Below are 21,498 nucleotides of genomic sequence, written 5' to 3'. Positions count from 1 at the left end.
TTGGGGGCTGGAATCGGCCTCAGGTCGCGCGGAAGGCCGCGACGGACAGGCGGGTGACGCGGAGCGCATAGGCTTCGCTTTCGACGGACAGCGCCGCGCGGATCTGGAAGAGGCGCCCGTCGAACTCGGCCGCGTCGAAGCTCTGCCAGGGGCCCCAGATCGCGGTCGCGTCGTCACGGACCCGGACCTGGGTGTCGAGATCGCCATAGGCATCGGCCCCGCCCTGCCAGAAGAGCCCGTCGGGCGGGGTCCAGAAGGCGCCCGTTTCGGGGCCGAAGATCCGGTCCTGCCGTTCCTCGATCAGGATCCCGACATCGCTGACCAGCCGCACCGGCCCGGCCGTGCCGAGGTTGATGAGCGCCGAGAAGACATAAAGCGCCTCGGTCGCGCCCTCGTCGGTCGACAGAACCCCGCCCGCGGCCGAGCAACCGGCCATGGTCCCGGCAAAGCCCGGGGCCTCGTCGAGCCGGGCGACCTCTGTCATCGGCACCAGCGAGGCGGCGCGCAGCGCGACCGCGCTGACCGGGCCGGGATTGCCCCTGGCGTCATAGGGCCGCGCGAGATAGCTGCCGGTCTTGAGCGGCAGCGAGGCGTCCGTCGCCCCGCCCGGCACCGCCTTGCCGATCACCACCGAGCTTTGCCAGGTCGCGCCGGTCAGCTCGGCCGAATGGCGGAACTCGATCCAGCCGCCCTGGCGCACGTCGAGCGAGGGGTGCCGGTCCCAGCGCAGCATCGCGACCGCACCCCCGGCCGACTGCCCGGCCAGGTTGGTGATGGCAACGGGCGGGGCGTTCTCGCCCTGCACCGCGGCCGCGCCCGCATAGACCCAGTCCGACCACATGCCGCGCGTGTTGCGCCCGCGCGCGCCGAACTCGTAGGTGCCGGGCGCCATGTCGTCGATCAGGTCCTCGGCAACGTCCGTGAGGCCGCGCACCGTCGCCTCGGTCTCGGTGATCGGCCGCCAGGAGAACTGCCAGGCGTCGATGAACGGGTTGTCGCTGCTGGCCGCCAGCCGGACCCGGGTCTTGACCCCGCCGCCGCCCCGGGTCTCGTAAAGCTCCTCGGTCATGGTCGGCGCCGAGACCCGGGGCCTGGCGGTCGGCGACGGAAGCGTGGGAATGCCGCCCGCGGGCTTCGGGGTCTCTTCCGAGGTCCGCCAGTCGAAGATGGCCGGGCCGGTTTCCAGGCAGGTCAGCCGCACCTGGACGCCTTCGGGGCCGACCGTGACCGCGCGGGCCGTGACCTCGAAGGCCTTGTCGGTCCAGCCCCGGCGGGGGATCGTGACACGTATAGTGTCGCCGAGCCGGACGCCCCAGGCCGCCAGCGAACAGGGCAGCACAACCTGTTTCTGCCGCCGCCCCTTCAGCAGCGCCAGCTTCATCAGCCGCTGGCCGCGGGCAAAACCGGTCTCGCCCGGCAGTTCGCCCATATCCATCACCAGCGTCTCGCCATTGTCGGCGGCGCGGTAGGTCTCGCTGTCGAGCACCGGCAGATCTGTGACGACATGTTCGTGCGCGGGATCGGCGAACTGCGCCTTGACGGTGTTGAACTGGTCCTCGAAGGGGCGCCGCGCCGTGACCCTGATCCCGCCCGTCAGCATGTCCTCGGTCACGGTGAAGGCCGGGTCTTCCCAGGCGGCCCCACCCACGGCGAGCTTGCCGCGGTCGTAGGACCACCAGCCGCCCCAGGCGCTGGAGAGATCGTCGAGGTTCTCGGCCGCGGTGGCGGCGGTGTCGAGCACGCCGTTGAAGGCGTAGCGGTCCTCGGTCCCGCCCGAGGCCAGCGGCACCTGCTCTTCGCTGATATTCGCCAGCGCGATCAGCGCCTCGTCGTCGAGATCCTCCTCGGTCCAGCCGGGCCCGCCCCGAAGCTGCGGGGTCAGCATGTAATCGCGCAGGCACAGCGCCGGGTTCGTCGAATAGCGCCGCCCCTTGAACCACAGAGCGACCGCGCCCGCCGCGATGTCGATCTGGACATAAATCGTGCCGCTGCGCCCGGCGAGTTCCGCAACCGGCAGGGTGGCCCGGGCCAGTTCCTCGCCCGCGACCTCGCCCGATCCGGCGCGAAAGACGAGATCGCCGCCGGTCACCCCCAGATAGGCGCCATAGCCCGAGCCGCCCTGTTCCCAGATCACGCCTTCGGGGGCGGCCGGGAAGGCGACATCGAAGGCCGCGAACAGATCCGCGTCGAGCGCCATCCTTGTGTAATCGAGCGTGTCGCCGTCCTGCGCGGTCAGATCCGGGCTGAGCCCGGCCTCGGGGGTGAGCCCGCCGGGATAGCGGCGCCCGAAGAAAAACCGCGCGGCGATGGGGCCGCCGGTCCAGGCGGCGTCGGATTCGCCCTGCGGATAGCTCGCCCCCGAGGTCCGGCCGATGGCCCCGCCGTCATAGCCAGCCCAGAGCGAAGTCGGGCGGACGGCCCTGGCCGAGGCGAGCGGGGTCGAGGTCCACTCGCGCGGGTCGTAAACGCGCTTGCCGCGGGCCCGGACGCGGATCTGCGGCGCGCCGGTCGGGAAGAGGTCGCGGTCGTAATTGGCCGAGAAGTAGACCCAGGCGATGCCGCGGCCGCGGTGATCGGCCGTCCACTCCGAGGCCGCAGCAACGTATTCCGCGTCCGCGACCTGATCGTCGGACCCATTGTAGACCTTGAGATAGAAGCGCCCTTTGTAGTCGCTGTCGATCTGGCCCCAATAGTAGGGGTTTCCCGTGCCTGCGGCTGCGTCTGCGGTGTATTGCGCCTCGGTCCAGACCTTCGTCTCGCCCAGCCAGACCTCGACCGCGCCGTCGATCTCGTGACAGGCAAGCGGCATGGCGCTGTGGTAACGGAAATGCGGCTTCCCGCCGTATGTCGTGGTCGAGCGCGCGATGATGGACCCGCCAAGGGTGCGCTCGCCGTAAAGGATCAGCCCGGTGGTGACCGGCTGGATCTTGTTCAGCGTGATCTCGTCGCGGGTGCTGACCTTGGGCTTTTTCTGCATCGCCATCTGGATGCCGGTCAGCGCGAAGGCCAGGGCGGCCTGACCCATGATCGCGGTCGCGGTCAGGCCCGCCATCCAGCCGCCGGCCGCCGCACCAAGCGCCGCCACGACGGGGGGCATGGCCTGCGCGGGTCCGGCCAGCGCGATCAGCGCGGTCGTGCAGAAGATCAGTCGACGCACCACGCGGCCTCCGCTGTCAGGACCGGACGGCGCACCAGCCCGGCGGCACCCAGGTGCAGGGCATGGCGCCCGGTCACCACGCCCATGGCGCCGGGCATCGCCCCTTCGGCCGCCGTCATCACCCAATCGCCCCGCCGGGCCCGGGCGACGGGCACGCGCGGCAGATGCGCGTCGACCAGATCCTCGAGGGATCGGTGGCCCAGCCCGACGAGCACCTTGGCGGCCGTGTATTCCGACCCGTAGGCTGGCAGATCCGGGATCGGATCGGCGCCCGTCATGGCGCGCGCGACGGCCCGGCAGAACCCGAGGCAATCGGCCGAACCCCATTCGAAGGCCCGGCCGTCCCAGTCCCGGATCTCGGCCGAGAGCCGCCGTTCCCAGCCCTCGCGGCGCATCATCGTCCCCCCGTTCATCTCCCCCATGTGTCCTCCCGGTTCTGGATGGCCTGGACGAGGTCGAAGAAACGGTCGCCGGGAAAGCGGCGCTGCTGATCCTCGGGCAGGTAATAGAAGGGGTACTTGCGCCCCAGCTCCATGCTGCGCGGCTCCATGCCCAGCGTCGTCGTCGCGGCGTCCGGGCTGTCGTCGCTTTCCATGGTGTCGGCGATGCCCTCCCAGAGCACGTCCGCCGTCTCGATCTGGCCCTCGCCGTCGAAGAGCCCGAGCAGGACCGTCACCCGGCGGCGCTGGAACTCTTCCAGCTCGGCCCGCGCGATCACCTCCGGGTCGAGCCCGGACAGCGTGATCGACAGGCCGGGAATGTCATCCTCGCTGGTCGCGCCCGCCTCGCCGATGGACAGCGCCTGCCCGGCCCCGACATAGGTCACACCGTCCCAGGTGACGCTGCCGTAGCCTGTGAACATGGCAACATCGCCGCTGTCGAACCGGCAGCGGACCAGCAGGCCGAGGGTCCGATCTCCGCCGACCTCCATCACAGGGCCTCGATCAACGAAAGCGTGCGGCTGCGGATGCGATCCTGGCTGCAGTCGAACGAGACCTCGGCCGAGGCCCGGCGCCACGTTCCGTAGGGCTCTTGCATCTCGACTGACATGCCAGACGAGACCGGCGCGCGGAGCCGCGGCCAGAGGCTCAGCGTCTGTGCCTGGGCGAGGTCCGGCGTCCCGGCCTCGATTACAAGATGCAGATGCCCGGCGATGGTAAGATAGTCGCCGGGACCGGCCGCGCTGCCGGACGGCACCGTGATCGCCAGCGTGCGTGCCCGCGCATTGGCCGACGCCGCGACGGTCGGGTTGGCGGACATGACGCCATAGGGCCCCTCATAGTCCGGCGGGGCCATCTCGAAGGTCCCGAAGGTGCCGCGCAGGCTGGCAAGCCAGGCTTCGATCCTGGCATTGCCGCGCATGTCGACATGGGTCAGCGTCAGATCGGCTGCCCACATCTCGCCCATGAAGTCATAGGCGGTCTGCGCGAGGCTGTAGGGGCTCTGCACCAGGGCGCCGCTGGTCTTCTGCCTGAGCGTGAAGGCGGCGATCAGGAGGGGGTCCGGGGGATGGGCCATCAGGCTTTCCCCCGGGCCCGGGCCACGCGCTGGCGCCGCGCGAAGACGGCATTGGCCTGGCGTTCGTTCTGCGCGCTGACCGCGGCGGCGATCTCGGCGGCGCTGGCATTGCTGCCCTGCACGCTCACATAGGTATCGCCCATGCGCACCGCGCCGAGCGGGCCGCTGTCGCGGGTATGGTCGATCACGCTTTCATTGGGGTGCAGCATCGCGAGGAACCCGCCCCGGCCGTCGAGCCCGCCCGCGCGCGGGCCGACCGGCGTGCGCCCGCCGCCTTCAAACGACCCGACCCCCATGCCCTGGGCGATCAGCCCGGCAATGGGCTTGGTCGTGCCGGTCCCGCCGCCACCGGTGAAGAGACCCGACAGGAGTCCGTCGAACATCGAGCCGAGCGCGTCCGAGAGCGGTGACATGGCGCGGTCGAGCAGATCGTCGAGCATCCGGTCGGCCAGCGCCGAGATCGCATCGCTCGCATCGCCCGACCCCTTGATCATGTCCTTGAAGAAGGTGTTGAAGCTGCCGCTTGCGCGCTCTCCCGCCGATTCCAGCCCCGCCACCTTCCGCGTCACGGTATCGACACCCGCCCCGCCGCCTTTGCTGTCGGTCCCGGACAGGGCCGCGTTCAGATCGTCGAGCGCGGTCTTGAGGCCCTGCGAGCTGGTGCCGGAATTGTCCATCTCGGCCCGCGCCTCCGCGAGCTTCGCGCGCAGCGCCTCCACCGTGGCGAGCGGCGCCGTGAGGCGGCCAAGCGCCTTGTCGATACTTTCTGCGTAATGCTGGGCGTTCGCTTCCGCCTTGGCCGATTCCGTTCCCAGATCCTGCGCCGCGTCGCCGGTCTCGCGAATGGCCTCCGCGACTTTGCGGAATTGCGGGCCGAAGCCGGGGATCATGCCCCCGATGGCCGCCATGTTGGACACGACACCACCCCATCGGGACTGGATGTCCTCCATCGCCGAGTAGAAATCGGCGCGAATGGACCAGCCCATCTGGCGCACGGCATAGACCACCAGATCGGTGCCATCGGCGATCCGCTCCCAGACCTCGATGGCGATAGCCTTGAGGGCATCGAAGGCCGCGCCGACGCCGCCTGTGGCATCGACCAGACCGCCGAACCGGTAGATCAGCTCGCCCACGCCCACGACCAGCGCCCCGATGCCGGTCCGCATCAGCGCGGCGCGGGTCAACAGCAGCTTGGCATTGAGGGCCACGACCGAGGCGGCGGCCATCGCCATGCCGGACACGAACCGTCCGGCCAGGAAGGTCGCGAAAGTCCCGGCATAGGACAGCGCCCGGCCGATGGAGGCCGAGACGGCCTGAAACGCGGCCTGCATCCCGGTGCCGAGGCCATCGAGCAGACCGCGCAGCGGAGTGCCCGTGCGCAGCAGATCGGTGAAGCCCGTGACCAGCGACGTGATCGCCGGGGCCATGCTGGCCGCAACCTGGTTGCCGACCCCGCGCATCACCACGCCCAGCGTCGACATCGCATCATTGGCCGCCTCGATATTGTCGGCCTGCACCTCCGACAGCGCGACCTTGAACTCGTCGACATCGCGCGCGGCCTGGCGGATGGTCTTCGGGTCGATCCGGCTCATCGCGATGGAGCCTTCCTCGCCGAAGATCTGTCCGGCCACGGCCGCACGTTCGGCCTCGGGCACGAAGTCCTGCATCGCCTGGTTGACGCGGGCGATCCGTTCGTCGAGCGGCAGCTTCAGCAGATCGCCCGCGGTGAGGCGCAGCCGGGTCAGGGCATCGACCGCCGGGCCGCCGCCCGCCGCCGCCTGCGACAGGCGCCGCGTCATGTCCTTCGTGGCCTGTTCGATCCCCGACATCGACACGCCAGCCAGATCGCCCGCCCGGGTCAGGACCTGCACCGAGCGGGTGGTGGTGTCGAGCGACTGCGCGAGCTTCGATTGCGCATCGACCACCTGGAAGCTCGATCTCGCGGCGGCGGCAACGGCCGCGCCGACCGCCGCGGGGGCCGCTGCCGCAGCAATGCGGCCCGCGAACTTGCCAATATCCAGCCGGGCTTTCGCCAGGCCGGATTGCAGCTCGCGGCTGTCCAGCCCGAGCCGGACCCGGAGACGTCCCACATCAATCATCTTTTCCGATCCCCTGCAGGGTTGCGTGCCAGATCCGCGCCATTGTCAGCATTTCCTGGGGAGACTGACGCCGACGTGCGGTCGGCCGGCCGACGAACTTCTCGAAATTCGGCAGCTTGCTTGCGCGCATCAGCGCGGCCAGGTGCCAGACCAGCCAGCGCTGCTGGCTGGCCTCGCGGGTCGCGGCGCGCGCGGCGCCGCGCATCCGCACTGCATATTCGCGCTCTGTCAGGCGCCAGAACCCGTCCGGGTCGAACCCGGCCGCCGTGTAGTCTTCGAGCAGATCCGCCCAGGCTACGCGGCGCCCGTCTCCGGGGGGCGCGGGTCGCGCGCCTCCGAAGCCGGGGCCGCATCCACCATCCGGCTGGCGGCAATGACGCGGGAGAGCAGATCGGGCAGGCGCGCGAGCCCGATCTCGGTGATGAAATCGCCCGCATCGGCCTCGGTCGCGCCGGGGCGCGAGGCCCGCATGAGCTCCAGCACCACCCGGCGCAGGTCGCGGGCGCGCACGCGGCGCTGACCCTTGGCGCTGTCGAGGCGCGCCAGCACGCTGTCGATATCCTCGTCGTAATGTTCCTCAAGCGCACAGATCGCGTTGAAATCCAGCACCAGGGCTATGTCCTCGCCCCGGAACTGCGCCCCGACCTCGCCCCGTTCGCGGTTTGCCATGGTCAGTCCCCCGCGCCAGAGATCGCCGTCGACCCGGCCACCTTGATCGTCACCGTGCCGGTCATCTTGTCGCCGAGCTGCGAGGACGGTTCGAAGCCCTTGATATAGCCGGTGAATGTCCAGGTGATGCCGTTGGGCCAGGTGATCCGCATCTGGCGGCGGGCGCCCGACACCTTGAGCGCCTGGATGGTGATGTCAGTCGGCCCGCCGGGGATCCAGTTGAGCGAGAGCGTCATCTCGCCGGGCTCGATCATTCCGGCGATGTATTCGCGGGTCTTGTTCGGGCTCTTCTGATGGGTGACGTCGATATCGTCGGCCTGCTGGTTCGGCGGCGTGACCTCGTTGACCTCGGCAAGCTCTTCGAACGTGCCGGGATCTTCGCCGTCATGGATCGCGAATCCGATATCATAGGCCATCAAGGCCTGGCTCTCGGGCATGGTCTGTCTCCTGGAACTGTGGGGATTGTCAGAGCGACGGGTCGGAGCGCGGCACCTCGACGCGAACCGACCAGGACAGGCGGCGGGCGCCGAAGATGGCGCTGCCGCGTTCGATATGGATCTCGGCATCAACGGGCCGGATCTCCATCACCAGCCCGCCGAGATTGGCGCTGGCCGCGATGGTGCGCTCGACAGCGAGTTGCATGTCGTCGAGCTGGTCTTCGGCGTCGGCGCCCCGGGCCTCGAGGATCAGGTCCATGGTGATGGTCCGCGCCGAGCGGGTCATGGTCGCCGGGCGGATCTCTTCGCGCCGGAGATACATGTAGATGCCGGGCAGGGCGTCGTCCTTCACCCAGCCCCCGGACGGGGGCGAGCGCAAGATCGTGACCGGCAGACGCCGCGCGGGCGTGTCGACGGCGATGTCCGCCGCCTCCAGCAGGTCGGCAATGGCGTGGCGGATGGCCTTGCTGGCAAACATCACGCCTCCTCCAGCTGGATCGTGACAATGCCGCCCGGATCGGGATTGCCGCCATCCATGGGCGCGAGCGCCACGAAGGCGCGCCCGTCGGCCAGGATCACGCGGCCCCCGGGGCAGAGCCCGGCCACGCGGTCGCGGGCGGCCTGCAGGGTCGGGACCGCGTTCAGCACCTCGACCCCGGCCTCGGTCAGGACCGCGCTGTCCGCGTCCCGGAAGAGCGCCCGGATCTGGCGCGGCGCCTCTCCGGGCGGGGCGACCGTGACGGGCGCGCCAAGCGCGCCGGTCAGCAGCGCGCCCATGCCGTCGAACACGCTGGCCATGGCGCTACCGGATCGTGCCGTCGAGAAGGACGGTCCCGGTCTCGGATGGGTTGGCGGCCGCCGCCGCGGCGGCGCCGATCAGCGTGTTGCCCGAGGCCACGGTGGTGCATTGCGCACCGTCCCAATAGACCTTGGCGCCCGGGGTCCAGGCCTGCGCCGCCGTCTTCGGCAGCGTGAAGAGGCCGCGGCGGACAAGAACCACCGGCGCGCCGCTGGCCGCATCGGCCTGGGCCACGCCGAAGATCGTGCCGACCAGCACGCCCGCACCGGAGACAAGATCGGCCGGGGCGGGAAGCGTGACGGCCTCGCCGTGGGAAAGAAAGTTCTTCATGGGGATCACCTCTGGGATCTGCCGCAAGGCGGCGGGAAGGGTCTGGCGGGCGGGACGATCCGCCCGCGCCGGGAAGGGGCGGTTACTGTCCGGCGTTCCGGTAGGCGCCGCGGTGTTCGGTGGCCGCCACGCCGAAGATGTGGCGGGCGTTCATGGTGACCTTGTCGGGGTTCATGCCCTCCAGGGTCTGGACCGTCGGGGACTCGTAGCCGTCGAGCCAGGCCACGCTCACGGGCGGCAGGTCGGAACTGATCAGATACCAGGCGGTATCCGAGCCCCCGGCCGCCGCCCCGAGGTTCGGGACCACGGCGGGCGTCAGCGTGCCCTTGTAGGGGTTGGTCTCGGCGTCCTTCACCGGGGTCGTGGCGGTCGTGAACTGTAGCGCGACGGTCTCCAGCGCAGGCGGCACGATCAGCCGGTCGGCCACCACCTGCAGGAAGTCCTCGGCATCCTTCGAGCCGAATGCGGTCTGTTCCCACATCGCCTTGCGCCCCGCGCCGATGGTCTCGACCGAGATCGGCCCCGCCGCCGCGGCGAGGTTCTTGTGGTCGGCATGGAAGAGTGCCTTGCCATCCGACTTGGTCTTCGCGTTGGTGCGGATCAGCCCCCAGACCATCGAGCTTTCCATGACCCGCGCGGCCATCGCGAACTCGCGCGGGATCCGCAGGAAAGCGCCCATGTCGTCGTTGATCACCGCCTCGAAGGACAGGGTGATGGTGCGGCCGCGGCGCTCGACCTTCAGCCCCTCGGCCTGGTCCTCGAGCCGCGCCTCCTGATATTCGCCATTCTCCTGGACGTTCTTGAGCTGGAAGTCGCCGCCGAAACGCACCGCGTGGATCTCGCGGAAGTCCGAGGCGGTCAGCGGCGGGCCGGTGACGATGTCCCAGCCCGCGCCGCGCCGGTCATATTCCGCGATCAGCGAGCGGTTCATCACCTCGGTGGTGATATAGGCAAAATCGCTGATCCCGTGGGCCCCGCCCATCATGCGGGTCGAGCGGAAGCCCTGGGCGACGGCGCGGGTGCGGTCGTAATGGGTGCCGGGTCCGGCCAGGTGCATCGCGAGCCCGCTCAGGCGCATGCCCCGGAACTGCTGGCCCGGGCCCGAATAGTCGCGCATCATCGCGGCGACCAGCCCTTCGATCTGGGTGTCGGTCTCGTCGCGGGTGATCCGCGCCGCCCCGGCGCCCCCGGCCGGGATCGGGGGTTCGGCCGCCGCCATCACCGCCATCAGGCGATTGCCAGCCGAGGCCAGCGACACACCCTCGTCGATCACCGCATCGATCTGGGCCTGGCTCAGCTGGCCCGCGCGCATGAAAGGTTCGGCCATGGTGCGGATGCCGCGCGCGCGGTCGCGTTCGGCCAGCACCGCGCGCGCGGCAATGGCCTCGGCATCGGCCTGCATCGTGGTCGGCGGCGTCTGCGTTTGCGCGGGGGGCTGGGCGGGGGCCGGGGATGCGGTCGGTTCGGCCGCGGGGTTGGGCGTGGTCATGGTCTGGATCTCCTCGGTTGCGGCCGGATCGGCCTGGGATAGAGCGGGGGTCGGGGCGGGATGGCCCTCGGCCGCAAAGCTGCGGGCGCACATCTGCAGGCGCGACAGCGCCCCGCGATGGGCGGACATGACGGCAGCAAGTTCGGGGGCGATCTCGGGCGCGGCGCCGCTGACGGCATCGGCAAAGCCTGCCGCGACGGCGTCCTCCGGCCCGAAATACGTCTCTTCGTCCATCATCCGCATGACGTCCTCGACCGCGCGGCCGGAGCGGGCGGCGTAGACCGAGGCATAGACGCGGGCGAGCTTGTCGAGCTCGTCGGCTTCCTTGCGAAGCTCGCTGGCGGTTCCGCAGAGGCAGCGGCTCGGGTTGTGGATCATCAGGAACGATCCGGCCGTCATCTCGATCCGGTCGGCCGACATGATCATCAGCGAGGCGGCCGAGGCCGCGACGCCACCGACGATCACCGTCACCTGCCCGGGATGGGCCTCGATGGCGGCGCGGATCGCCTCGCCCTCATAGGGGCTGCCACCGGCCGAGTTGACCCGGATCGCGACCGCGCCGTCGAACCGGGACAGGGCCTCGCGGACCATCCGGGCGGAAAAGCACCCGCCATCCATGTAGCTGCAGAACTCGTGCGGCAGAACATCCCCCTCCAGGATGATCTCGCCGTTCAGGATCAGGTCAGACCCCTCCATTGGCAGTGTCCTCTTCGTCTGTGGTGTCGGATGCGTCGGGAATGGCGGGCGCCTTCGGCCCGTTTGCAGGAGGCGGCGCAGGGCTGGGCGCCGGGTCGCGCGCGGCGTCCTCGGCGCGTTCGCGGGCGATCACGTCGGGGTCGAGCCCCATCTCGCGCTGCTTGCGCTGGCGGCTGTTGAGACCGGCCTCGATCTCCTTCACCGCCGCCTCGATCTCCTTGCCGGGGTCAATCATCGGGCGCCGGGGCGCGGTCCATTCCAGCGCGCGCGGCACCGGCGGCAGGCCATATGACGCGCGGGCCATCTGCCAGGCCTCCAGCGTCCAGCGCCCGACGCCCTGGCAGAACTGGCCGATCATGATCTGCTGCTGCCAGACCTGGATGAAGCGATCCATCTCGATCCGGCCCATGCGCCCCGAGCTGAAGTTCACCCCGGTCAGATCGCCGAAGGATTCGTAGGTCAGCCCGAGCCCGGTCGCGATGCTGCGCACGCCCTCGCGCATGAAATCCGCATAGCCGTCGACGGCGGGCGGTTCGGAAGGCGTGACCTTCTGGCCCTCCTTCAGCCCGATCACCGCGCCGGGTTCGAGCCGCTCGATCTCTGTACCCGCATAGACCTCGCCATCGGCCGAGGCCTCGACGAAGAAGGCCAGCAGCGAGGCGATCCGCTGCTTGAGGATCTGCGATTCCTGATAGTCCGACAGCTCGCCCACCGTCATCATCACCGGCGCAAGCCAGGGCACGCCGCGCATCTGCCCGGGCCGTTCGGTGCGGCGGATATGCAGGATCTGCCGGGCCAGCACCCGGGTACTCTGGAACCGCCCCGAGGTGATCCTGTGGGTCGCGCCGGGATGCTGGTCGAAGAGGTGATAGGCCTCGACCCGGCCGGTCGGCCCGTATTCGATACCCTCGATCACCTCGTTCCTGCCGTGGCTGGTGATCGAGAGATCGAGGTGGTCGGCCTCCATCACCTGGATCTGGAAGGGCAGGACCAGGTCGGGGTCGAGGTCCAGGTTGCGCGCCCGGCGGCGCACCAGCACCTCGCCGTCCGAGAAGACCGCGTTCATCACCTGCCATTGCAGGCCCGGTAGCGCGTGGATGCCGTAGGCATCGATGGCGGGGGTCAGCAGATGGGCCCGCAGGAGGTCCATCGCCGCCGTGCCGTCCGCGTCGCCCTCCATCCGGACCGAGGGCATGATCCCGGTGCCGACCACGTTGCCGGTGACCACGGCCTGGCCGCGCGCCGCGAGGGACCGGTTGCGGATCATGTCCCGGCTCAGCTGGCGCAGCTGGGCCCGGTTGGCGCCTGCCGCATCCGCCGCCGTCGCCGGGGCCTTCCAGCCATAGGTGCGCCGCCCCTTCGAGGCCGCGTCATAGTTCATCAGGACCTGCGCCCGGGCCTTGGCCTGGATGCGGGCCAGCCCCGCCTGCGGTGCCAGCGACAGGATCGCCCGGTCGAGCCAGCGCATCAGAGGCCTCGCAGGGTGCGGGGATAGCTGACGCTGATCCCGCCCGCGCCATGCCCGGCCAGATCCGCCTCGATGATCCGGATCCGCTTCAGGAGCGCGGTGGCGCTGTCATATTGCACTTCTTCGCCATTGAACCGGACACGGGTGACGCCCCGCGCGAAGGCTGCCTTCAGCGCGTCGAGCTCTTCTTGCGTGTGAGCCATGCTTACCTCTTGAGGAAGTTGATCCGGCGCGGGGCCGTCTGTCTGGGGCGCGGCACGGGCACCTCGGGAGGTGCCTCGGGAGACGGGGCCGCGCCCGGCGTCGGGTCGGTCCCGTCCGCCAGGGCTTGTGCCTTTGCCTGGGCCATCGGCACCGCATTGGGGTTTTCCAGGCCGCCGACCGCCCAATCGGGCAGCGCGCCCGGGGCGAGGCGCAGCAGCCCCTTGTGTTCGGCCAGCGCGCGGGCCTGCACCGACAGGTCCAGCGTCTCGTTGCGCACTTGCCCGGGCTTCTTCTCCCAGCCCTTGGCGAGCCGTTCCTCGGCCACCAGCTCGGCGATCTGTTCCCCGGTCATCCAGTTGCCCGCGAAGAGCGCGCCGGTGCCGGTCTCGACCCGGCCCAGCATGGCGAAAACCGTGTCCTTCAGCCGGTCGGTGGCCATGTTCAGAAGCTTGATGTTCCGCCCCTTGCCGCCGCCCGACTTGCGCTCGGGGCTCGCGTACCAGATCCGGCTGCCATGCTGGAAACCGCCATGGCCGCGGGTGATGAACCAGCGCCCGGCCTCGCCGGTCTTGCGCCGGGCGCGCCAGAAGGCCTCGGCATTGTCCGACACGCCCGGCCGCCCCTGATAGTCGATGGCCAGCGCCAGCGCGCGCAGTCCGTACTCCGCGCCCTCGACCGGCCAGACCCGGCGGCCGAGCGGCAGCAGCACCGACCAGTCGCCCGGAAGCTTCGCCGGGTCGAGCACCCGTTCGGCCCCGTCGGGAGGCGCGGAGAGCTCGAAGCGGTCGACGATCTGCGCGGTGCCGGTCTCGCTCCAAGCGGTTGCCTGCACCGCGAAATACGTGCCCTGCACATCGACCGACACGGTGATGAAGCGGGTCCAGGACGGCGCCACGCCGCGGGGCGTGTCCTGGGCATGGGCGCGCAGGAAATCGGCCCCGATCTCGTCTTCGGCGCCCGCCTTCCGCGGGCAATAGGGCAGCCCGATCTCGGTATAGAAGGTCGTGGCCAGGTCGGTCTCGTCGCCCAGCAGATCCGCCTGGCGCCGCGCGGTCTCGTATTGCATCACGAGGTTGCGCCAGCTGGCGAAGGTCGCCGCCGCCCCGTTCAGCGCATAGCTCGCGATGTCGGTCTTCTTCATCCCGGCATCGCCAAGCGCCAGCAGCTGGCCCTCGGGGCCCTCATGACGCCAGCCGCCGCGATCCTTCAGGATGGCCCGGTTCAGTTCCATCTTGTGGCGGTGCGCGATCAGCGTGCCGCAATGGGGGCATTCCATCTCGGCCCCGGCCCCGGCCGCGCCGGGCTCGAGGCTGTCGTCATAGCGCAGCCGGTCGAAGCGGGGCTCGAACTCCTCGCCGCAATCGGGGCATTCCCAATAGAGCCGCGCGCGCGTCCCGTCATTGTAGAGCCGGGCGATCCCGCCCTTGACCGGCGGCAGGAGATGGGGCGCGGCCGGATCGGGTTGCCAGCTCGGGTCGGTGACCGGGAAGGCGGGCGAGGATTCCGCCAGGACGCACCCCCGCGAGAGGTAGCTCTTGATCCGCTGCACCGCCATCCTGACCGGCGAGCCCTCGGGGTTGTCCTTGCCGCCCAGCACCAGCGGCATGTGATCGAGATCGGTCAGCAGCACGGTCTTGTAGGTGCCGCCCGACAGAACCTGCGGCGTCGGATAGCCGATCAGCAGGCGCATGCCGCGGAACCGTTTGCGGCTGAACGTGTCATCGTCGCGGCCCCGGCCGAGGCGTCCATAGACCTCGGGGCTGTTGTAGATCAGCTGGTTAAGCTTCTCCTCGACCCATTTGTCCCGCTCGGGCCGGGACATGTGAACGATCAGGGTGGGGTTCTGATCGCAGGTCACCGCGTGCAGCGACACGGTCTGCAGCATCATCGTCTTACCGCTTTGCGAGGGCCCCATGAAGGCCACCACCTTGAAGAGCCGCGACTGCGTCACGTCCGAGGGTTCGACCATGTAGGGCGTCACCGTGCGGTCGAAGCCCTGCCAGGCGCCCTGAACCTGGACGTTGATGTAGCGTTCGGCGGCCTCGGTCACCGTCAGGCGGCTTGGCGGGTCGAGCATCGGCAGCGCGTCGGCCAGGATCTCCTCGGGCGTGGTCAGCGGCGGCAGCGGCGCGAAGCGGCGCACCGTGCCCATCCGGCTGTCGGGGATCACCACCATCAGAGGCCCAGATCGTTCTGCTGGGCACCGCGCAGCGGAACGGTCTCTGCCGCCCCGCGTCCAATCGCGATTTCCAGATTGCTCCGCGCCCGCACCAGGGCGCCGTCGCAGCGGGTTTCCAGCTTGGCGGTCTCTTCGGGATCGAGCGAGAACTCCATCTCGCAATAGTCGACCAGGGTCGTGACCGTGCGCCGGAACTCGACCAGCATGTCCTCGAAAAGGTCGCGCACGCGCGCGGTGCGGGTCAGCTCGCCGCGCTGTTCGGCCGCCCGCTGATACTTGTAATCCGCCTCCGCCTCTTCGGCGATCTGCCGGGCCGTCAGCCCGGCCGCGGCATTGGCGTCGTCCTCGTCGAGGTTGCGGAACGCCATGGCAAGCTGGGCCGCCGCGGTGTCGGCCGCCGACTTCGCCGCCCGCGCCTCGGCATCGCGATGCATCCGCCAGGCATAGCAATCGGCCGGCGAAAAGGCGTATTCCCGCCCGTTCCCGCCTTCCTCCAGCACCGGCAGGCCCTGCGCGATCCACTTGGTGATCGTGTTGTCGCTGACATTGAGCGCGCGGGCGATCTGCGCGCGGTTCATCGGGGCGTCTTCCACCCCCTCGGGCAGGGGGTAGCGGCGCCGCAGATCTGCCGTGTCGACCTCTGGCATGACAACAACAACCCTCATCTGCAGTCCGAACGCGCCGGACGCATGCGAAAGGACCGGGGTGCGAATTACCCCCGTGCGATCCCCCTCCGGGAAGGACCCGCGCTCATCTGGCCGTGGACAGGGCCTTCTTCAGCGCGGCGCGCATCCGGCCCGGCAGCTCGCGCACCGCGACCGCCCGGCCATGGCCCTGCATGTCGAAGCGCGGGGCATAGCGGGGCGAGGCGTCGGTGAAGGACAGGAACTTGGAGATCCGGCTGCCCTGCCGTTTCCACACCCCGGGCGAGAGCTGCCCGGGCTTCGGCACGAAATACTGCGCCGCCCCCCGGCTGCGCTTGCGCGAGCGGTCGGTGCTGTTCTGGGCGCGGTCCTGCTGCGCCCCGATATTGGACAGCGCCCGCTGGATCTGACCGGCGGGCAGGTTGCCGAAGGCGTTGAGCTTCGCGCCCCGCGCCGGGACCACCGCCTCGATATGCTGTTCGGTGGCGACGTTGCCGATGATCAGCCGCTCGATCCCGGTCTTCGGGCGCGGCCCGCCCTGTTCCTCGACTTCCAGATAGTGCCGCCCGCGCGGCGCGTCCTTCCTCTCGACCGTCGCCTCAAGGCTCCGCTTGGTCGCGCGCCGCAGGAAGAACGCATTGAGCGTCCAGCGCGTCGGCCGGTCGAAGACCCGCTGCATCAGCGTCTTGTTCTCGTCCAGCACCGCCTCACCGGTGGCGTTCAGCGCCAGCATGGCGGCATAGGGCAGTTGCTTGCGCTCGACATCCCGGAGCGTGGCCGCCAGTTTGCGAAGGTCGGTCGGGACGATCCCGGTCGAACGGTTCATGCCGCCCCTCCCGGCCTGCGCCGCTCAGGCTGCCGTCTGCCGCCAGGCACATGCGGCTTTACGATGATCCGCCATGGGCCGCAGCGGCCACAGGCGCACTCCTCGCGCCATTGGCGGCTGAAAATATGGCGCCTCACCAGAACCATCGGGCCGCCGCATTCGCATGTGCTGGAAGTCATGCGTGAGTCCTGTCACTTGTTTCTATGGTGCAGGTCCGCGATGGCGGCCAAAAGATCGCGCTGCTGCGCGACACTCAAGGGCGGCGTGACGACTATGGTCGCGCGCAGGTCGCCCGCGAAACCGCCGCAGCCGCAGCCACCATTGGCCCATTCATGGTCCATTTCGGCGACGCGCTTGCGATGGGCGCGCGACATGGCCAGCCAAGAACAGACGATCAGCAAAGATATCCCACAGATGGCCGAGAAGATGGCGGCACCAATCATCGGTCGGTTCCATTTTCGATGTGTCAAGCGCGGGCAGGGCACGGCGCGTCGCCGAAAAGCGGCAGGCAATCTTCGCGGGCTGATCGAAGGAAGGATGTTTCAGCAAATGAAAAGCGCCCGGGCATCGTGCCTAGGCGCCATAGCTTCGCCGTTGCGCTCGCCGGGGGCCTATTGGCTGGCGGCGAGGCCATCTCCCACGCTTATCGACCCCTCCGGGCTACTCACGAGGATTAACCAACGCAGATAACACATGGTCCCGCCTCACGCAACCGCCTGCTTGACCAGCGCTTCCACCGGCGCGCTGGCCTCGCGCCCGCCCAAGAGCGGCAGCACGAAATGCGCGATCCCGCGATCCAGTCTCGCCACATCCACCGTCCAACCGGCGAGCGGGCCGGTCGCGATCTCCGCACGGTCGCCGGGACGGATGATCCTCTCCTGGCGGGCGCGCTCGCGAATTTCGGCGATGCGGGCGGGCACGCGCCGCATGCGCGCTAGCGCGGCCTCGGGAACCTCCAGCGGCTCGCCGTCCTGGCAGACCACGCCGCGGATGCGGCCCAGAGACCCGTCGCGGATGACGTGCCAGAGCGGCGCGCGGTCGACGGCGAGGAACACATAGCCCGGCGCGAGGCGGCGAAGATAGGACAGCTTGCGTCGCGGCCCGCGCACCCGGCGCCAGGCCTCCTCGGTCGGCAACCAGCATTCGACAGCGCCCGACCGGGTGAGCCAGGCCGACACGGCGAACTCCTGCTGGGGCGCGGTCACGAGGATATACCATGCCACCGTGCCGAGCGGGGCCGCCACGATCTGCCCGCCATTGTGCGGGACCGTCTGCCCGATCCGATAGTGCCTCATCTCTGTCGCCTCCTGCATTTTGTGTTCCGCGCCGAACATGGCGCAATATCCTGTTTCTTGGATTTCGAGGGCAGGGCCCGAAGGGCCTGACACCGCCCCATCAGGGCCCGAGACTACGGCGGCTCCTTCGCTGCCTTCCGTCTCATAACCCTCTGACTTCGATAGCCTATTTTCTTCTCTCAGGGCTTGAAGGGCCCGAGGGGCTTGAAAATCAAAGGTACGCGCAAGAATGGATTCTCTCATGTCGCTGCCCTCTATCTCGCGCGCACGCGCGAACCCCGCATTTTCCGGCCCCTCAGGCCCTTCAAGCCCCGATTTGCCGCGTAAGCCGTTGATAAGGCGCCATCCCCCGCACCCCTCATGGCGCCCAAACTCGGACCCTCCGCGCTGGTTTCCGGCCCTTCGGGCCCTGATTTGCGCGGGGCGCGCGGGGCCTGCCGACCCGAAGGCATGGACAAGGGGGTGCGGGGGTCAGCCATCGGCGCCGCCTCCGGCCAGTTCCCCGCCGCAGGCGGCATAGCCCGCCATGTCGATCCAGCTGTCGGCATGGCCCGGATTGGTCCAGGCGCGTGCCGTCTTCAGGTCGATCAGCAGGATCGCCACCTGATCGGGCGTGATCTCCACCCCCAGCCGCGCCGACCAGAGCCGTGCGATGGCGCCGAACGTGTCCGTGAGGCGGCCGTGGGTCGCGGCCCGATCCACGACGACGGCCTGGCGAGCGGCTTGCAGGAGGGCGGACCGGTCCATCAGAACGGCTCGTCGACGGGGGCGCCTGCGCCATTCGAGAGGCGTTCGGCCATCCGCGCCCTGAACTCGTCGGTGAGGCGAATGCCGCGATAGCCCGTTGCCCCGCGCTTGCCGGGGATGAAGCTCTTGCCGGTCTGGGGATGGCGCCAGCGGCTGGCCTTCTGCTTGAGCCGGTTCGAGACCGTCCGCCCGCCCCATCGGGTCTCGCCGCGATCCTCCAGCCAGAAGTTGAAGGCCTCGATCAGGTCGCGGGAATGGATGAAATCATCCTCGGCGCCGGTGACGATGGCGCAGTCGGTGAGGAAGGCGCCCACCGGGTCGCTTTCCTCGCGGTATTCGGCCGTGGCCTCCAGCACCCGGTCGGGCGGGCGGAGGCCGCCTTCGAGGAAATCGGTCAGCCCGCCGATCAGCCAGTTCAGGATGCCCGGCGCCTCCTCCCAGAGCTTGTTGGCCAGGTCCGGGTCGCGGCGGTCCTCGGGGATCTGCACGTCGAACGGCACCAGCAGCACCCGGCGCCAGATCCCGTCGTCGGTGCCGCGGATCTCGGGCTTGTGGTTGCCGCTCATGGTCAGCTTGAAATACGGCGAGAATTCCAGGAAATCGCTGTGCAGCGCCCGGATCATCAGGGGCTCGCCGCCGGTCAGTTCCTTGATCAGGCCTTCCTGCAGGCGCTGGCCCTCGTCGGGTTCCGAGGTGCGCACGAAGCGCGCGCCCATCAGCGGGATCAGGTCGGGCGTGGCATCGCCCCCGCCGCGCCGGTTGGTGCCGGTCAGCGACTCGATCCGGGCGGTGGCGGCATAGGGGCCCAGCACCCGGGCGATGGTGTCGACCAGCACCGATTTGCCGTTGGCGCCGCCGCCATAGAAGAAGGCGAGCCGCTGCATCTTGATCCCGGTCATCGAGAGGCCCATCCAGCGCTGGACGAACTCGCGCACGGTGGCGTCGGGCAGGATCTCCTCGAGGAAGGCGTCCCAGCGGGGGGCTTTCGCGGCGCGGTCATAGGCGACCGGCATGATCTTCGACAGCAGGTCCTCGCGCAGGTGGTCGGACTGGACGCGCATCTCGGCCACGGGCGACATGCCCTCGGCCCCGATGGCCGAGAAACGGAGCGTGCCCGAGAGGGTGTTGATGGTCAGCGGATCGGCGTCGAGATCCTCATAGGCGCGGGCGAGCGCGGGCTGGGCCTGGTCGATCATGTTGCCGATGGGGCCGCTGTTCCCGGCGTTCTTGGCATGGGTCAGGCGGCGGCCGATCAGCGATTTGCGGTCCTTCAGGATCGCCTCGATGGATTTCAGTCGGGCGCGGATGGTGCCGAGTTCGTCGTCGTGATCCTCGGCGCGCTCGGCCTCGGGGAGGTTCTCCAGGGCATTCGCGCGCTCGCGCAGGCGGCGCTCCTCGGCGATCACCTTCTTTTCGGCCTTGGTCGGTTCCAGGAACTCGACCTCCTGCTCGATCAGCGCCCAGATCCGCTGGGCCTTGCGCCGCACGGCCAGCTCGTCGGGGTCCTTTTCCCAATGGGTGCCGGTCCAGACGAACCAGCCGACCCGGGGCACGAAGGTCAGATCCTCGCCGAAATGGATGCAGAAGCGCTGGCCGTTGCCATAGTCGTTCAGCGGCTGTTCGGCCGCAGCCCGGACCGGCCCGAGAGGATCGTCGGGAGTGCCACCCTCAGGGGGGTGCGGGGGTTCCGCGCCGCCCCGGTCCTCGGTCTCGGGGGCCTCGGGGGCGTCCGGCTCGGGCATGTCGCCCATGTCGACATCGTCGGCCGCGGCGAAGGCGCCGCGGACCCGGTCGAGCGGATCGTCTGTCATGTGTCGTCCCCCATCAGCACGTCGTTCAGATCGCGGCCCTCGCCCGCATGGACGATGGAGATCCGCTGGACGGACGGCACCCGGGCGCGCGCCCGGCGCAGCCCCGAAAGGAGCTGCGCGCGGGTGCTGCGCGGGTCGGAATCGCCGTCCTGGATGAAGACCAGATGCTCGACGCCCGCGGGCGGCAGCCAGGCCTGAAGATCGTCGAGATCGGGCATGCCGGCATAGCGCATGCCCTTGCCGCGGGTGATCCGGCGGCCCGCCATGTTGCCAAGCGAGATCCCGGCCCAATAGGCGGCCCCCGGCAGCCCGCCCGCGACCAGCGCGGTCAGCGTGGTCTCGATCCCTTCGCCGACCACCATCGCCCGGGTACCTTGCGAGCGCGCCAGCCGGATCGCGCCGCCCTTGACCGAGCCCAGCGTCTTCTTGGCGGCGAGGGTCTCGCCGTCATGGGTGATCACCGCCTTGCCCTTGGGCTGGCCGAGATCGAGCCAGGTGCGGTGAATGCCGCTGCCCCGGCCGCCCGGCGCCTGCACCAGGGCGACCATGGCCGGGCCGCGATGGATCTCGCGCCAGCTGCCCCGGTTGCCCGCGGCGGGCACCATGTAGGGCAGATCGGGGTGGAACCGCAGACAGTCGGGCAGCGCGGGCAACAGCGCCTTGGTGATGCCGCGCCGGGCGAGATAGTCGCGCACCGGGCTGTCCTCGGCCGGGCGGCAGGCCTGCCAGATGGCGCGGGCCTGGGCGATGGCGTTCCGGCGGGCGGCCTCGGCCTGCTTGCTCCGCTCGCGGGCGTCTTTCTCTCGGGCGGCCTTGCGCCGGGCCAGCTCGGCCGGGTCGATCTCGACCTCGCGCGCGCCCATCAGCCAGTCGAGCGCGGCGCGGAAATCGCAGCCCTTGACCAGCTCGACCAGCGCGATGGCATCGCCGCCGCCGCAATGGCGGCAGTTATAGACGTTGCGGGCGGTGTTGATCCCGAAGCGGTCGCGGCCGCCGCAAACGGGGCAGGGGCCGACGCGCTCGATAGCCTGCGGCGGCTTCAACCCGGCGATGCCGAGCCGCTCGGCCACTTCGCCGATGGGCAGCGCGCGCGCCTCGGCCAGTCGGGGGTCTTCGCGCGGGGTCATTCC

General features: G+C 69.7%; 22 protein-coding genes. All 22 read right to left on the bottom strand.

What is annotated here, in order from left to right:
• Positions 1-19 precede the first annotated feature (19 nt).
• Positions 20-3,157 carry a phage tail protein gene (locus C8N38_RS15960; protein WP_146176298.1) on the bottom strand — a complete coding sequence of 1,046 codons (3,138 nt, stop codon included), beginning with the start codon at positions 3,155-3,157 and terminating at the stop codon, positions 20-22.
• Positions 3,145-3,579 (bottom strand): DUF6950 family protein, encoded by a 435-nt coding sequence (locus C8N38_RS15955; protein ID WP_146176297.1) that lies wholly within the window; start codon positions 3,577-3,579, stop codon positions 3,145-3,147. The genes C8N38_RS15960 and C8N38_RS15955 overlap by 13 nt, the downstream gene beginning before the upstream one ends.
• Positions 3,567-4,088 carry a hypothetical protein gene (locus tag C8N38_RS15950; protein WP_108028149.1) on the bottom strand — a complete coding sequence of 174 codons (522 nt, stop codon included), beginning with the start codon at positions 4,086-4,088 and terminating at the stop codon, positions 3,567-3,569. The genes C8N38_RS15955 and C8N38_RS15950 overlap by 13 nt, the downstream gene beginning before the upstream one ends.
• Complete coding sequence (locus C8N38_RS15945; RefSeq protein ID WP_108028148.1) at positions 4,088-4,675, bottom strand: hypothetical protein; 588 nt, start codon at positions 4,673-4,675, stop codon at positions 4,088-4,090. Before C8N38_RS15945 ends, C8N38_RS15950 begins: the two co-directional genes overlap by 1 nt.
• The gene (locus C8N38_RS15940; RefSeq protein WP_108028147.1) at positions 4,675-6,765 is read right to left on the bottom strand and encodes a phage tail tape measure protein; all 2,091 of its coding nucleotides are present in this window, start codon (positions 6,763-6,765) and stop codon (positions 4,675-4,677) included. The genes C8N38_RS15945 and C8N38_RS15940 overlap by 1 nt, the downstream gene beginning before the upstream one ends.
• A 1-nt stretch (position 6,766) precedes the next feature.
• On the bottom strand, positions 6,767-6,979 hold the full coding sequence (locus C8N38_RS15935; protein WP_108028146.1) for a hypothetical protein: 213 nt from the start codon (positions 6,977-6,979) through the stop codon (positions 6,767-6,769).
• Positions 6,980-7,068: 89 nt separating this feature from the next.
• Positions 7,069-7,443 carry a GTA-gp10 family protein gene (locus tag C8N38_RS15930; RefSeq protein ID WP_108028145.1) on the bottom strand — a complete coding sequence of 125 codons (375 nt, stop codon included), beginning with the start codon at positions 7,441-7,443 and terminating at the stop codon, positions 7,069-7,071.
• A 2-nt stretch (positions 7,444-7,445) separates the two neighbouring features.
• The gene (locus C8N38_RS15925) at positions 7,446-7,880 is read right to left on the bottom strand and encodes a phage tail tube protein (RefSeq protein ID WP_158272368.1); all 435 of its coding nucleotides are present in this window, start codon (positions 7,878-7,880) and stop codon (positions 7,446-7,448) included.
• A gap of 28 nt (positions 7,881-7,908) precedes the next feature.
• The gene (locus C8N38_RS15920) at positions 7,909-8,358 is read right to left on the bottom strand and encodes a hypothetical protein (RefSeq protein ID WP_108028143.1); all 450 of its coding nucleotides are present in this window, start codon (positions 8,356-8,358) and stop codon (positions 7,909-7,911) included.
• Positions 8,358-8,678: a head-tail joining protein gene (locus tag C8N38_RS15915; protein WP_108028142.1), complete on the bottom strand. Its 321-nt coding sequence runs from the start codon at positions 8,676-8,678 to the stop codon at positions 8,358-8,360. Before C8N38_RS15915 ends, C8N38_RS15920 begins: the two co-directional genes overlap by 1 nt.
• A 4-nt stretch (positions 8,679-8,682) precedes the next feature.
• Entirely contained in the window at positions 8,683-9,009 is a 327-nt protein-coding gene (locus C8N38_RS15910) for a DUF2190 family protein (protein WP_108028141.1), read from the bottom strand.
• Between the two features lie 82 nt (positions 9,010-9,091).
• Positions 9,092-11,194 carry a head maturation protease, ClpP-related gene (locus C8N38_RS15905; protein WP_108028140.1) on the bottom strand — a complete coding sequence of 701 codons (2,103 nt, stop codon included), beginning with the start codon at positions 11,192-11,194 and terminating at the stop codon, positions 9,092-9,094.
• Positions 11,181-12,662, bottom strand: coding sequence for a phage portal protein (locus tag C8N38_RS15900; protein WP_108028139.1), 1,482 nt, complete (start codon positions 12,660-12,662; stop codon positions 11,181-11,183). The genes C8N38_RS15905 and C8N38_RS15900 overlap by 14 nt, the downstream gene beginning before the upstream one ends.
• Positions 12,662-12,865, bottom strand: coding sequence for a phage head-tail joining protein (locus C8N38_RS15895; protein WP_108028138.1), 204 nt, complete (start codon positions 12,863-12,865; stop codon positions 12,662-12,664). The genes C8N38_RS15900 and C8N38_RS15895 overlap by 1 nt, the downstream gene beginning before the upstream one ends.
• A gap of 2 nt (positions 12,866-12,867) precedes the next feature.
• Entirely contained in the window at positions 12,868-15,042 is a 2,175-nt protein-coding gene (locus C8N38_RS15890; protein ID WP_108028137.1) for a terminase gpA endonuclease subunit, read from the bottom strand.
• On the bottom strand, positions 15,042-15,710 hold the full coding sequence (locus tag C8N38_RS15885; protein ID WP_245895775.1) for a terminase small subunit: 669 nt from the start codon (positions 15,708-15,710) through the stop codon (positions 15,042-15,044). Before C8N38_RS15885 ends, C8N38_RS15890 begins: the two co-directional genes overlap by 1 nt.
• 85 nt (positions 15,711-15,795) lie before the next feature.
• A complete protein-coding gene (locus tag C8N38_RS15880) occupies positions 15,796-16,515 on the bottom strand; it encodes a hypothetical protein (protein ID WP_108028135.1) in 720 nt (239 codons plus the stop codon).
• Between the two features lie 191 nt (positions 16,516-16,706).
• A complete protein-coding gene (locus C8N38_RS15875) occupies positions 16,707-16,958 on the bottom strand; it encodes a hypothetical protein (protein WP_108028134.1) in 252 nt (83 codons plus the stop codon).
• Between the two features lie 261 nt (positions 16,959-17,219).
• Positions 17,220-17,810 (bottom strand): transcription termination/antitermination protein NusG, encoded by a 591-nt coding sequence (gene nusG, locus C8N38_RS15870; RefSeq protein WP_158272367.1) that lies wholly within the window; start codon positions 17,808-17,810, stop codon positions 17,220-17,222.
• 471 nt (positions 17,811-18,281) lie between these two features.
• Positions 18,282-18,557 carry a DUF6378 domain-containing protein gene (locus C8N38_RS15865; protein ID WP_108028132.1) on the bottom strand — a complete coding sequence of 92 codons (276 nt, stop codon included), beginning with the start codon at positions 18,555-18,557 and terminating at the stop codon, positions 18,282-18,284.
• Entirely contained in the window at positions 18,557-20,368 is a 1,812-nt protein-coding gene (locus tag C8N38_RS15860) for a DNA primase family protein (RefSeq protein ID WP_108028131.1), read from the bottom strand. The genes C8N38_RS15865 and C8N38_RS15860 overlap by 1 nt, the downstream gene beginning before the upstream one ends.
• On the bottom strand, positions 20,365-21,495 hold the full coding sequence (locus C8N38_RS15855) for a DUF7146 domain-containing protein (protein ID WP_108028130.1): 1,131 nt from the start codon (positions 21,493-21,495) through the stop codon (positions 20,365-20,367). Before C8N38_RS15855 ends, C8N38_RS15860 begins: the two co-directional genes overlap by 4 nt.
• Positions 21,496-21,498: the final 3 nt, after the last annotated feature.

Origin of the sequence: Rhodovulum kholense (assembly GCF_003053725.1) — a bacterium.
Classification (GTDB): domain Bacteria; phylum Pseudomonadota; class Alphaproteobacteria; order Rhodobacterales; family Rhodobacteraceae; genus Rhodovulum; species Rhodovulum kholense.
The sequence above is the reverse complement of the archived record's forward strand: the minus strand, read 5'-3'. Positions and strand labels throughout refer to the sequence as shown.